The sequence below is a fragment of the Bacillus sp. PSXD-155 genome (assembly GCF_049310765.1).
Taxonomy (GTDB): Bacteria; Bacillota; Bacilli; order Bacillales; family Bacillaceae_G; genus Bacillus_A; species Bacillus_A cereus.
This window is the reverse complement of sequence record NZ_JBMOWC010000001.1, coordinates 79821-93704: the sequence shown is the minus strand read 5'-3', so window position 1 is coordinate 93704 and position 13884 is coordinate 79821. Positions and strand designations below refer to the sequence as shown.

Here is a 13884-nt window from a genome sequence, read left to right as displayed (position 1 = left end):
CTTTCTTAGCTCATACATATGTACAAACTGTATACAACTGTTTCTATTGAAATTAGCTTAACGAAAGAAAGGAGACAGTATGAAGAATAGACGCGTAGAAGAAATTAAAAAGCGGATTGCAAAAAGGAAGGCCGAGCAAGAAAGGATGGAGGAAGAACAGTATTTTACCGGAGGGAATTTTGATAGCGAAACAGTAGTTATTGAAGATGGAGAAAAGGAAATGCATCCTTTATTTCGAAAGGAAGTCTTTTTCTTCAAAGTTTTATTATCGGCAATATTAGTTCTTTCGGTTGCTATTTTATATAAGAATGCTCCTTCTTCATTCAATGGAGCTAAAGCTGTTACAGAAAAAGTGATGAAAGAGGAATTTCAGTTTGCTACTGTAGCGAAATGGTACGAAAAGCAATTTGGAAAACCGCTCGTATTCTATTCGCCAAACGAGAAAAAAGAAGGAAGTATTCAGCAAAAAGATTATGCAATTCCCGCTTCTGGAAAGGTAATGCAAGGGTTTCAAAAAAATGGCCAAGGTGTATTTGTCCAAACAGCTACAAATGCAACGGTTGAGTCAGTGAATGAAGGATTAGTTGTTTTTGCGGGTAAGAAAGAGGAACTTGGAAATACAGTTCAAATTCAACATGCAGATGGTACGGAGTCATGGTATGCAAACTTAAACGATATGTCAGTGAAATTATATGATTACGTTTCAAAGAAACAAAAAATTGGAACGGTGAGTAATGATACAAATGATAAAAATGGAAAGTTTTATTTCGCGATAAAAAAGAATGAAAAATTTATTGATCCGATCCAGGTGATATCATTTGATTAAATATAGAGACGTTTTGACGAAAATTTCCGTGCATCCATTATTTTGGGTTATTATTGTCATTGGTATTTTTACTGCACGTTTTAAAGAGTTACTACTGTTATTTTGTATCGTTCTTATTCATGAACTTGGGCATGCTATTGCAGCAGCACACTATAATTGGCGTATAAAAAGAATTCAGCTTTTGCCGTTTGGTGGCGTGGCCGAGCTTGAGGAACATGGTAATAAGTCATTGAAAGAGGAACTTGTTGTCGTAATTGCAGGGCCGATTCAACATGTTTGGATGATGCTGGTAGGTTATATGTTGTTTGAAGCCGGTTGGTTGAATGCAGATTTATATTATTTCTTTATGTGGAATAATATAATTATTTTAGCGTTTAATTTACTCCCTATTTGGCCGTTAGATGGCGGGAAAGTATTGTTTAATATACTATCATATCGTTTTCCTTATTTACAAGCACATGAAAAGATGATGAAATTGTCATGTGTTTTTTTTGGTGTAATATTAGGATGGCAGTTGCTCTGGAATAGTAACAATATTATGATGTGGGTACTACTCATATTTTTGGCAGTGTCGTTATATCAAGAGTGGAAACAAAGACGGTATGCATTTATGCGTTTTTTATTAGAACGTTATTATGGAAATAAAAGAGGGATTGAAAAGATTGCACCTATTGAAGTGCAATCAGAAGATCATTTATATAAGATATTCACAAAATTTCGTAGAGGATATAAGCATTCTATTATCGTCCGTGGAAAATATAAAGAGCATTACACATTGGATGAAAATGAATTGCTCTATGCATATTTTACTGAAAAACGAACAACCTCATCAGTTGAAGAATTAATCGGTTAGTGTTGACGATAGCACTAACCTTTTATTATTGTAAAAGCAAAGAAGATTATAAAGTGAGGAAATAATTTTGAAAACGTTATATGTGAATTACGCTGGTTCGGAAAAGCGCGTTGCAATTGAAGAGAAGAAAAAGATTGTTGAGTTTTTATGGAAACGTAATGAAGAGCAAGAGATTGTTGGGCATATTTATGTTGGACGTATCGTAAGAACAATTGCTGGAATGAACGCAGCTTTTGTAAATATAGGTTTAGAAAAACATGCGTATCTTTCATACGATGATGTACCAGCTTCTTATCGTATACATGAAGGGCAAGCGATACTCGTACAAGTTGTGAAAGAGGCAATTGATACGAAAGGGCCTAAATTGACAGCGAATATAGAATTTACCGGGAAATATGTCGTTTATATGCCGTTTGATGAGATGCGAGCTGTTTCTCGGAAAATAAAAAATAATAAAAGAAGACAACAGTTACTTGAAATTGAAGTAGAAGGAACGGGAGGTTACATTTTCCGCTCTGCTTCTGAAAAAGGGGGAATTGAAGAAATACAAGCTGAAATGCAAGGGTTACAACAGTTGTATGAAGAGTTAAAAAGAAAAGAGGATCAAGGAAAGGCGCCGTTATTACTTCATCGACCGGCGACCTTTTTAGATCGTGTATTTCAAGAGAACCCAATTGAAACAATTGAAAAAGTAGTTGTAGATACAAGAAGTATAGTAAAAGAATTAGAAGACAAAGTTGGAAAAGAAAAAGTATCTTTTTATAATGAAAAGTCTTCGATGTTTAACCATTTTGGAATAGAGCGTGAAATTGAGAAAGCACTCCAAAAAATTGTGTGGCTTCCAAATGGTGCTTATTTAATTGTAGAGCAAATGGAGACGATGACTGTAATTGATGTGAATACGGGCAAGTTTACTGGAAAACAAAATTTACAAGATACAGTACTTCGCACAAATGAGATGGCAGCTGAAGAAATTGCACGCCAATTAAGACTTCGTGATATTGGTGGTATGATATTAATTGATTTTATTAATATGAAAAAAAGAGAAGATAAAGAAAAGGTAAGAGAATGTCTCATAGCTGCTATGAAAGATGATCGTACTTATACAAGAGTACTTGGATTTACTGAGTTAGGAATTTTGGAGATGACACGAAAACGTAAAAAACATTCTTTACGTGACGTATTACTAGAAGAGTGTGTATCTTGCAAAGCGACGGGTTATGTAATGTCGTATGAAACAATTGCGTATGAGCTAGAGAGAGAATTAATCACATATGGCAACATAGAGGATGAGGCAGTATTAATCGCTGCGCCTAAAGAACTGCAAAAACAATTTTTGCAAAAAGAATTACAAAAAAATATTCCATTTGAAATTTATTTCAAAGATGATATTATCGAAAAGTACACTATTATCCGTTTTGGAAGTAAAAAAGAAATTGTAGAACGGAAAAAATAGTTAGTAGAAGATTCATTGACAATACTCAATGAATTATGGTAACATCTTTATGTTATAGTTTATAGCACCTAAACGGCTATATGCTACAACCGCACAAGACAGGTTCCCTAAAGGCATTTATGTCTACCTCGTTTTTGGCGAGTCTTAGTAATTAAGAGGAGGTGCAAGTATGTACGCAATTATCGAAACAGGTGGAAAACAAATTAAAGTTGAAGCTGGTCAAGCAATCTACATTGAAAAATTAGATGTTGAAGCTGGTGAAACTGTTACTTTTGACAAAGTTCTTTTCGTTGGTGGCGAAAACGTTAAAGTTGGTAGCCCAGTTGTAGAAGGTGCAACAGTTACTGCGAAAGTTGAAAAACAAGGTCGCGCTAAGAAAATCATCGTTTTCAAATACAAAGCGAAAAAGAACAATCGTAAGAAACAAGGTCATCGTCAACCTTACACTAAGCTAGTTGTTGAAGCTATCAACGCTTAATTCTGGTTAACATGATTAAAATTACGATAAGTCGCACGAAATTAGGAAGTATCCAATCATTTAAAATGACTGGACATGCCGATTATGCGCCACATGGACAAGACCTTGTCTGTGCTGGAACTACAGCGGTTGTGTTTGGTTCTATAAATGCAGTGGAAGAACTTTGTAATGTGCAGGCAACTATTGAACTCGGAAGTGATGGCGGATTCTTAACGTATGAATTGCCTAATGATTTAGACGTTCATGCAGCAGAAAAAGCACAGATACTTTTAGAAGGATTGGTTGTTTCGCTTAAGACGATCGAACTTGATTACGGAAAGTATATCCGTTTAATAGAAAAAGTGCAGGAGGTGTAACGTATGTTAAGATTAGATCTTCAGTTTTTCGCATCTAAGAAAGGTGTAGGTAGTACAAAGAACGGTCGTGACTCTCAGTCAAAACGTCTTGGTGCTAAACGCGCAGATGGTCAAACGGTTTCAGGTGGTTCAATTCTTTACCGTCAACGCGGTACAAAAATTTATCCAGGTGTTAACGTTGGTCGTGGTGGCGATGACACTTTATACGCGAAAGTTGACGGCGTAGTACGCTTTGAGCGTCTTGGCCGTGACCGCAAACAAGTGAGCGTATATCCTGTTGCTCAAGAAGCATAAGAACTCACGGAAAACTCTAACCTGAGTGCAGGTTAGAGTTTTTCTATATTAAGGGGTATCTAAATGAATGAAAAATGGACAATTATAGATGCATTGCGCCATTCAAGACATGATTGGCTCAATCGTATGCAGATGGTGAAAGGAAACCTTTCACTTGGAAAAGTGGAAGAAATTCATAGTCTCATCGATCGTTTTGTCCAAGAAGCGAGACAAGAATCCAATCTGATGGGGCTATCAATGCCTTTATTTTCAGAGTGGATTTTAACATATAATTGGAAACAGCAGCCGTGCTTATTGGAGTACGAAGTATTAGGGAAATTACATAACTTATCTCACTTAGATGAGACTGTATGTACATGGACGAATCAATTTTTCTCAATGCTTCAGCATAGTTTAGACGTATATGTTGAAAATTATGTTTGTATCACAATTGAATGTGACGCGGAGAATGCTCGTTTCTTTTTTGATTTTCGTGGTAAGCTAACGAGTGTAGAAGAACTACAAAATTGGCTTGCGACCCAAAACAATAAATGGTATTCCATTTCTTATACAGTGCGAGACGAAGAAGTCTCAGTTATATTACAACCAATTGAAAAAAGTGTGGTGAAATAATGTTTGTAGATCAGGTCAAGATATATGTAAAAGGCGGCGACGGTGGTAACGGTATGGTTGCGTATCGTCGTGAGAAGTATGTTCCTAAAGGTGGCCCAGCAGGTGGCGACGGCGGTAAAGGTGCAGATGTTGTTTTCGTAGTTGAGGAAGGCTTACGTACATTAATGGACTTCCGCTACCAACGTCATTTCAAAGCTGATCGCGGTCAGCACGGAATGAGTAAAGGTCAGCACGGGCGTAAATCTGAAGATTTACTTGTAAAGGTTCCGCCAGGAACAGTAGTAAAAGATGAAAAAACTGGTCAAATTCTTGCCGATTTAGTAACGCATGGACAAACTGCTGTAATTGCAAAAGGTGGCCGTGGTGGCCGTGGTAACTCACGTTTTGCAACAGCTACGAACCCAGCGCCAGAAATCGCTGAGAACGGGGAACCAGGTCAAGAGCGTGATGTCATTCTAGAACTTAAAGTACTAGCAGACGTTGGACTTGTTGGATTCCCAAGTGTAGGTAAATCTACATTATTATCTGTTGTATCATCAGCGCGTCCGAAAATTGCAGAGTATCACTTCACAACAATCGTTCCGAATCTTGGTGTTGTTGAAACTGGTGATAACCGCAGCTTCGTTATGGCTGACCTTCCAGGACTAATTGAAGGCGCACATGCTGGCGTCGGACTTGGACACCAATTCTTACGTCATATTGAGCGTACACGTGTAATCGTGCATGTTATTGATATGTCTGGTTTAGAAGGTCGTGAGCCATATGAAGATTACGTAACGATTAATAATGAATTGAAAGAATACAATCTTCGCTTAACTGAGCGTCCACAAGTTGTTGTTGCAAACAAAATGGATATGCCAGATGCAGAAGAAAACTTACAAGCATTTAAAGAGAAAGTGGGAGACGAAGTAAAAATCTTCCCAATCTCAGCTGTAACAAGACAAGGTGTTCGTGACTTACTGTTTGAAGTAGCAAACTTAATAGAAACAACACCAGAATTCCCAATACATGAAGTTGCGGATGAGTCTGATACAAGTGTAATGTACAAATTTGATACTGAAGGTGTTAAATTTGAAATTACACGTGAAAGTGATGGCACGTTTGTTATCTCTGGTTACGATATCGAGAAAACATTCAAGATGACAGACTTCTCACGTGATGAATCTATACGTCGTTTCGCTCGTCAAATGCGCGGAATGGGTATTGATGAAGCGCTTCGTGCACGTGGTGCAAAAGACGGAGATATTGTGAAAATTCTTGAATATGAATTTGAATTTATCGATTAAGACTGCCGAAATACGGCAGTCTTTTTTTATATCGTAAAAATCGGATTTATATAGGAAAAAATCCCCACTAATTAAATTTTCAATTTATAATGGAAAAAGGAGTAAATGTAGAAGAATTCTTTTATGGGGAGAAAAAGAACATGTATAAAATATTAATTGTAGAAGACGATGAGAAAATTGCGGGAATATTAGAGGAGCATTTAGAAAGGTATGGCTATCAATCATTTAGAGCAAGTGATTTACGTCATATAAAAGATGAGTTTGTAAAAATAAATCCTCATCTTGTGTTACTTGATATTAATTTACCGTACTTTGACGGTTTTTATTGGTGTCGTCAAATTCGTACTGTATCGAATGCGCCGATTATTTTTGTTTCTGCAAGAACAGGGGAAATGGATCAAGTAATGGCGATTGAAAATGGCGGCGATGATTATATTACGAAGCCATTCCATTTAGATATCGTAATGGCAAAGGTGAAGAGTGCGCTTCGCCGTGGCTATGGAGAGTATGCCTCTGCTGCTGAGAGTGATTGTTTAGGTGTAAATGGACTGTTGTTATTCCCGTCCCAGCATATCGTTGAGTGGCAGGGACAACAAACTGACCTGACAAAAAATGAGTTTTACTTATTAGAGTGTTTAATGAAACAGGCAAATCAATATGTAACGCGCGAAGAGCTGTTAGAAGCTCTATGGGATGAAGTAGCATTTGTGGATGATAATACATTAACCGTAAATGTAAAACGTGTAAGGAAGAAACTAGAAGAGCTAGGCATTAAAAATGCAATTGTAACGAAACGTGGATATGGTTATGCGCTTCTTACAGAGTGGGGCGAAGGGCATGAAGGTTAAAAATTACCTTATGGACCGCTTTTCTTTAATTCTTTCTTATATTGTTAGCCTTTGTTTATTTGGGCTTGTTTTGCAGTTGCAAAGTCTTTTAGAAAAGAAATCGATTGATTGGAGTACGTGGTTATATGGACTTTTATTAGGAACAGTTGTGTTTACTGTATACCTCATTTACGATTACCGAAAACGGAGTGTGTTTTTAAAGAGTATCAAAAAGTATGTTACTGGCGGAAATACATTATATGACTCTTTACTTATTGATGAATCTTATACATTAGAGCAAGAAATGGTCGTTGAATCTTTTACGTTATTAAGACAGCAATATATGAATGAAGTTCATAAACAGCATGCGAAAGAGCAACAGCAAATGATATTTATGAACCAATGGATTCACCAAATGAAAACACCAGTATCTGTTATTGAATTATTGTTGCAGAAGTTTGGCAAGGAGCATCGTGAGGCAAGAGCAACAGTTGAAAGTATTCGTGAAGAAAATAACCGTATACTAAATGGTTTAGATTTAGCGTTACATATGGCAAGGCTAGAGCAGTTTGCGAAGGATTATAAAGTAGAAGTAGTAAATGTTATAGATGTCGTGCGAGGTATTATTAATGAAAATCGAAAATCCTTCATTCAATCGTCTGTATTTCCGAAAGTGATGTTTGAAGAAGATACTTGTATGGTTGCATCTGATAGAAAATGGCTGAGTATTGCTATAGGTCAAATTGTTGTAAACGCAATCAAGTATACAAAAATTTCAGCGGCAGAGAAAAAAGAAATTCAATTTCAAATTGAAGAGAAAAATCAAAAGGTGTTATTACATATTAAGGACAATGGAATTGGTATTCCAGAGCAAGACGTAAAGCGCATATTTGATCCATTCTTTACGGGAATAAATGGACGTAAAACGAGAGAAGCGACTGGGATGGGCTTATATATTACGAAGGAAATTTGCGATAATTTACATCATGGAATATATGTTCAATCGGCTGAAGGAGAAGGAACAACATTCACGTTCCAATTTGCAAAAGATGAAGAGTATCATACATTAATGAGAAAAATGACAAAACTGTAAGATAACAAAACGTTTTGTAAGGGAAATCACTCGTTTCTTTTTCTTATTTTTCTTATAGTAAATGTAAGAAGAAAACACATAGGGGGATTAGAAATGAGTGTTCTTGAAGTAAAAGGATTAACGAAGGTGTACCAATCAAAAGGTTCAGTAGCGACGACTGCTTTAAACGATATAAATTTTAAAATAGAAGAAGGCGAATTTGTAGGGATTATGGGTCCTTCAGGAAGCGGAAAAACGACGCTTTTAAATTTATTAGCAACAATTGATAAGCAAACTTCAGGTCATGTGCTTGTAAATGGTGAAGAAATTAATCAAATGCGTGCTGCAAAATTAGCGGAGTTTCGCCGTACACATTTAGGGTTCATTTTCCAAGATTTTAACTTACTTGATACGTTATCCATTAAAGAAAACATAATTTTACCGCTTGTAATGGCGAAAAAACCTGTAAATGAAATCGATGCGAAAGTACTGGAAATTGCGAAGTTTTTAAACATCGAAGAAATTTTAAATAAAAAAGTATACGAAGTATCAGGCGGACAACAACAACGTGCAGCAGCAGCGAGAGCAATCATTCATGAACCGACGTTAATTTTAGCAGATGAGCCAACTGGAAACTTAGATTCGAAGTCAGCGAAATCGCTAATGGGCGCTCTACAAGATTTACACGAGCAAAAGAAAGTAACGATTGCAATGGTTACGCACGATCCAGTAGCGGCTAGTTATTGTGAACGTATCCTTTTCATACGCGATGGAGAAATTTTCTCGGAAATACATAAAGGAAGAACGAAACAAGCCTTTTTCCAAGAAATTCTGGACGTACTTGCGATGCTAGGAGGAGAGTATCATGAACTTTCGCCAGCTCGCGCTTAATAACGTAAAAGGAAATTGGCGTAACTATAAAGCGTTTCTTATAAGTAGTTGTTTATCGATTGTCGTATTTTTCATGTATGCTTCTTTTATTTATCATCCAGATGTCGTAAGCGGTAATATTAGTATGAGGAAGATGATCACAAAAGGATTAGAATCGATGAATTATATTGTGGTCATCTTCTCGGCACTCTTTATTTTATATGCAAATTCAACGTTTTTACGAGCAAGAAAAAAAGAGTTTGGTCTACTAACATTAATTGGCGGAACGAAATCGCAGCTCGGCCGAATGATTATATTAGAGCAACTGATGTTAGGTAGTATTGCAATTGTAGTTGGTATTGGGGCTGGAATGCTTTGTTCAAAATTATTTTTCCAAGCGTTAAGCGTATTATTGAAAATAGATAAGACACTTCCACTCGTTTGGAATAGTAAAGCAATTCTTATTACAGCTGGTGTATACTTTATTCTATTTTTAATCCTATCATTGTTTAGTGTTTGGACAGTCGGGCGCTTGCAAATTATTGATTTATTAAGAGAAGCAAGAAAGCAAAAAGTAGAGCCGTTTGCATTTACATGGTTATGTGTAGTTGGTATAGGATGTATTATTGCTGCGTATGTACTTAGCTTCCAAGTAACGTTTCTGAATTTCCTCATCCTCTTTTTACCGGTTGTAGGACTGACAATTGGCGGAACGTATTTACTATTTACACAAGGAAGTACAGTGGTATTAAAAGCATTGCAAAAACGAAAACAATCTTTTTATACGTACCCAAATATGTTCGTCCTTAGTAACCTTATTTATAAAATGAAAGATAATGCTCGTTTTCTATTTGTAATTTCTATTATTACGGCGGTTGTATCCTCGGCAGTTGGCACGCTTTACGTATATTTTGAGGATATGAGTTATAAAACGGTAGTCAAAACTCCACATGCTATTTCATATGAGGAAAAGGGGTTAAATACGCATAACCTTATTAATGAAGAAAAGGTACAGCAGCTTGTGAAGAGACATGGGTTTGAAGATGCGCGAAAAGTAACCTACGTTAAACTACCGGCAACACAGAAAATAACGTTGTTTAATAGTGAACATGAAGTACCGATGACGATTATTTCAGAAAAAGAATATAATGCAGAAGTGCGTGAACAAAAGAGAGAGCAAGTTACAGAAGTTCATAATGCACCAGGCAGTGCAACGATGGTTATGGTCGATATGGCAAATGAACTGATGAAGATAGACCGTACGAAACCGTATGAATTTACAATTAACGGACAAAAGCAGTCTGTTCAGTTAAATAGCCCAACTTCATTTTCTGTTTTTAATGATAGTGAATATCTGGTTGTAAATGATCAAGATTTTGAGAAGTATGCAAAACTCGTACCAGATGAAGAAAAGACGAAATATTACGGTTATTATATTGAGGATTGGAAAAGTACAGAAGATCTTGTATTAGATTTGAAAAATGAAATTGCACCAGAAAAGCAAGGAGAATTGAGAAATTCAGTGTTTGCGTATAAGGATATAAGAGAAGGTGGAGCGATTACAATGTTCATCGGTTTCTTCGTGGCGGTACTATTCTTCTTCTTCGCTTGTAGTATGACATACTTTAAATGGTTTAACGATAAAGAACAAGATCGTATTCAATTTAAATCGTTAAAGAGAATCGGTATGACAGATAAAGAAATTCGCAAAATTGCGATTCGACAAATGGGAGTTATCTTCTTTATCCCAATTTTAATCGGTTCCATTCATAGTGGATTTGCTCTTCATACGTTAGGGAAAATGCTTTATATTGATTTGTGGAAATCAGGTGCGCTTGTAATTGGAGCATACATTTTAGCTTCTGCCATTTACTTTATGATCGCGCAAAGAGGATATTTAAAACACGTAAAAAGCTAGGGGAACCTCTAGCTTTTTGCCTATGTAGTAAGTTACAGGAGGACGATAGATGAACATTCGGCAACTAGCGCTGCAAAATATAAAAGGAAATTGGCGTAATTATAAAGTGTTTTTCTTAAGTAGTTGTTTTGCGATATTTGCATCTTTTGCATATATGTCTGTCATTGTACATCCGTATATGCAAGAGACGATGTGGTATCAAAACGTACGCTGGGGACTTATCATATGTAATGTTATAATTATTTCTTTTTTCGTCATATTTATTTTGTACTCTACTTCTATTTTCATAGAAGCACGTAAGAAAGAATTAGGGTTATATATGTTAATGGGAGCAACGAAGTCTAACGTAATAGGAGTAATTATGACCGAGCAAATATTAATTGGAATTTTTGCTAATATTTTCGGTATAGGGCTGGGCTTGATCTTTTTAAAGCTCTTCTTCATGGTGTTTAGTATGTTACTGGGGCTTCCGAAAGAACTCCCTGTTATATTTGACGTAAGTGCGATTGGTGTAACATTTATTACATATATGGTCGTTTTTATTCTGTTATCTTTTATAAGTGCTTTACGTATATGGAATATAAAAATCATTCGGTTATTGAAAGAATTTCGAACAGATAAAAAAGAGAAGAAAACATCAAAGTGGCTTTGTATATTCGGCTTTATTTGTTTAGGGATAGGATATGCGTTAGCGCTACAAGTGACGGTGGCTACGATAGCAATATACTTTTTCCCTGTGTCTATACTTGTCTTTTTGGGAACGTATTTTTCTTTCGCGCATGGTGCTACCCAAGTGTTAGAAATGATAAAGCGAAATAAAAAGATTATGTATACATATCCATATTTATTTATAGTGAATCAATTGTCACATCGAATGAAGGAAAATGGTCGCTTTTTCTTTCTGATGTCTATGGCAACGACGTTTGTAGTTACGGCAACAGGTACGGTGTTCTTGTATTTTTCTAGCATGCAAGATATGTGGCGAACGGGAGGGGTACACTCGTTTTCGTACATAGAAAAAGGTATTTCTACTTATGAAGTCTTTGAAGAAGGTGCGGTTGAAAAATTACTGAATCAATATGGGTATGATGATTTTCAATATATGAGTTTTGTTGGAGTGTATGCATCCTTTCAGTCTAATAAAGGAGAAACAACAATAGCACCGCTTATAAAAGAAAGTGATTATAACCAAGAAGCGAGGAAACAAAAACAGAAAACATATCATCCTAAAAAAGATACAGTGACACTCGTTTATTATAATAAATACAATAATTCGAATGTATATAATCAAAAAGAGATTCAATTGCAAGTAATGAATCAACCATATCAATTCGTATTTAACGGTCAGAAAGAAGGGGTTCAATTTAACTATCACCCTTCGTACATTAATGGTCTGTTCTTCGTTATGAATGATGAAGACTTTGACAATATAGCAAATAAGGTTCCTGATTCTGAAAAGATGATATATAGAGGCTACACATTATCAAATATCGAAAAGACGAAGAAATTGAATGAAGATTTACGGAAACATATGAAACAAGATAATAATAATGCATTTCGAAGTAATATGGAGTTATATGTAAGTATGAAAGAAGGCGGCGATATTACTCTATTTGTGGGCTCGTTTATTAGTATATTATTCTTTCTTACTTCATGTAGTATCGTGTATTTTAAATGGTTCCATAATATTGCATCGGACCGAAAGCAGTATGGTGCACTCTCTAAACTTGGAATGACGAAGGAAGAAGTATGGAAAATTTCTCGTTGGCAATTATGTATGCTATTTTTTGCGCCAATTATAGTAGGGAGTATGCATAGTGCAGTTGCGTTATATACGTTTCATAATACTTTTTTTATGGATGGATCATTAAAAAAAGTAGGTTTGTTCATTCTGTTTTATATCGTAGCATGTATCATTTATTTCTTCTTCGCTCAAAGAGAATATAAGAAACATTTAGACTAGCAAATGCTAGTCTTTTTTTAATATTCGAAATTTACATAGAAGAATATAAAAAAGTATGGTATAACAGTAAGAAAACGAAAAAGAGGGGAAAAGACGATGATTCGAGTAGGATATTTAGGACCAGAAGCAACATTTACAAATATGGCGGTGAGTCGTTTTTTTCCGGAAGCAGATCATGTACCGTATCGAACGATTCCAGATTGTATAGATGCAGCTGCAAATGAAAATGTAGACTTCGCAGTCGTACCGTTAGAAAATGCAATAGAAGGTTCAGTGAATATAACGGTTGATTATCTTGTACATGAGCAGCCGCTTTCTATTGTAGGAGAAATTACAGTACCAATTCAGCAGCATTTACTTGTACATCCGCAGTATGCAGAAGTGTGGGATGAAGTATATGCGGTGCATTCTCATCCGCATGCCATTGCACAGTGCCATAAGTTTGTAAATGAAGAATTAAAAGGAGTAACTGTTCGAGATATGACATCCACAAGTGCCGCTGCGCAATATGTGAAAGAACATCCTGAAGAAAAAATTGCCGCTATTGCAAATGAAGCAGCTGCAGAAAAATACGGATTAACAATTGTAAGACGTAGTATTCATACGCATAAAAATAATCATACACGCTTCCTAGTGCTCCATAAGAAAAAGAAAGCAATACTCCCGAATAACGGAGAAAACCGCGGAGAGAAAACGACGCTTATGATAACGTTACCTGCAGATTATGCAGGTGCCCTATATCAAGTGCTATCAGCTTTCGCATGGAGAAAATTAAACTTATCAAAAATCGAATCGCGTCCGATGAAAACAGGTCTTGGAAATTACTTTTTCTTAATCGATGTCGATAAAGCATACGATGACGTATTATTGCCAGGCGTAACGATGGAACTTGAAGCACTCGGTTTTTCTGTTACTGTACTGGGGAGTTATTCTTCTTATTGGTTGTAAGATGTAGATGGAATATTTGTATTTGCCTAATCGTCCATATCATTTCATTGCCTAGTATATTTTTTGATAGATTAATAAAATCCCACCTGCAAAAGGTGGGATTCTTTATCCCGCTATTTGCCGGG

General features: G+C 36.0%; 14 protein-coding genes and 1 other annotated feature. All 14 genes read left to right on the top strand.

The genetic code is table 11. The features are described from left to right. Window positions 1-79 precede the first annotated feature (79 nt). Window positions 80-826, top strand: coding sequence for a stage IV sporulation protein SpoIVFA (gene spoIVFA / locus ACO6VI_RS00465; protein ID WP_000797475.1), 747 nt, complete (start codon window positions 80-82; stop codon window positions 824-826). Continuing rightward, entirely contained in the window at window positions 819-1679 is an 861-nt protein-coding gene (gene spoIVFB, locus ACO6VI_RS00460; protein WP_000599064.1) for a stage IV sporulation intramembrane metalloprotease SpoIVFB, read from the top strand. The genes spoIVFA and spoIVFB overlap by 8 nt, the downstream gene beginning before the upstream one ends. A 67-nt stretch (window positions 1680-1746) precedes the next feature. Further along, window positions 1747-3135 (top strand): Rne/Rng family ribonuclease, encoded by a 1389-nt coding sequence (locus ACO6VI_RS00455; protein ID WP_025117774.1) that lies wholly within the window; start codon window positions 1747-1749, stop codon window positions 3133-3135. A 77-nt stretch (window positions 3136-3212) separates the two neighbouring features. Continuing rightward, window positions 3213-3290, top strand: a sequence feature (ribosomal protein L21 leader region). Window positions 3291-3304: 14 nt separating this feature from the next. Further along, window positions 3305-3613 carry a 50S ribosomal protein L21 gene (rplU, locus tag ACO6VI_RS00450; RefSeq protein ID WP_000270907.1) on the top strand — a complete coding sequence of 103 codons (309 nt, stop codon included), beginning with the start codon at window positions 3305-3307 and terminating at the stop codon, window positions 3611-3613. 11 nt (window positions 3614-3624) lie between these two features. Continuing rightward, window positions 3625-3969, top strand: coding sequence for a ribosomal-processing cysteine protease Prp (locus ACO6VI_RS00445; RefSeq protein WP_002094147.1), 345 nt, complete (start codon window positions 3625-3627; stop codon window positions 3967-3969). Between the two features lie 3 nt (window positions 3970-3972). Beyond that, a complete protein-coding gene (gene rpmA / locus ACO6VI_RS00440) occupies window positions 3973-4263 on the top strand; it encodes a 50S ribosomal protein L27 (RefSeq protein ID WP_000944957.1) in 291 nt (96 codons plus the stop codon). 63 nt (window positions 4264-4326) lie between these two features. Then, window positions 4327-4875: a sporulation initiation phosphotransferase B gene (locus ACO6VI_RS00435; RefSeq protein ID WP_001003587.1), complete on the top strand. Its 549-nt coding sequence runs from the start codon at window positions 4327-4329 to the stop codon at window positions 4873-4875. Next, the gene (gene obgE, locus ACO6VI_RS00430; protein ID WP_000497130.1) at window positions 4875-6161 is read left to right on the top strand and encodes a GTPase ObgE; all 1287 of its coding nucleotides are present in this window, start codon (window positions 4875-4877) and stop codon (window positions 6159-6161) included. The genes ACO6VI_RS00435 and obgE overlap by 1 nt, the downstream gene beginning before the upstream one ends. A 140-nt stretch (window positions 6162-6301) precedes the next feature. Next, a complete protein-coding gene (locus ACO6VI_RS00425) occupies window positions 6302-7009 on the top strand; it encodes a winged helix-turn-helix domain-containing protein (protein WP_422422958.1) in 708 nt (235 codons plus the stop codon). Beyond that, entirely contained in the window at window positions 6999-8081 is a 1083-nt protein-coding gene (locus tag ACO6VI_RS00420) for a HAMP domain-containing histidine kinase (protein WP_098451417.1), read from the top strand. Before ACO6VI_RS00425 ends, ACO6VI_RS00420 begins: the two co-directional genes overlap by 11 nt. Window positions 8082-8174: 93 nt before the next feature. Then, window positions 8175-8951 (top strand): ABC transporter ATP-binding protein, encoded by a 777-nt coding sequence (locus tag ACO6VI_RS00415; RefSeq protein ID WP_000114525.1) that lies wholly within the window; start codon window positions 8175-8177, stop codon window positions 8949-8951. After that, complete coding sequence (locus ACO6VI_RS00410) at window positions 8926-10848, top strand: ABC transporter permease (protein WP_025117776.1); 1923 nt, start codon at window positions 8926-8928, stop codon at window positions 10846-10848. The genes ACO6VI_RS00415 and ACO6VI_RS00410 overlap by 26 nt, the downstream gene beginning before the upstream one ends. Before the next feature lie 49 nt (window positions 10849-10897). After that, a complete protein-coding gene (locus ACO6VI_RS00405) occupies window positions 10898-12811 on the top strand; it encodes an ABC transporter permease (protein ID WP_065229390.1) in 1914 nt (637 codons plus the stop codon). Between the two features lie 96 nt (window positions 12812-12907). Then, window positions 12908-13759: a prephenate dehydratase gene (gene pheA / locus ACO6VI_RS00400; protein WP_065229389.1), complete on the top strand. Its 852-nt coding sequence runs from the start codon at window positions 12908-12910 to the stop codon at window positions 13757-13759. The last annotated feature ends 125 nt before the right edge of the window (window positions 13760-13884 follow it).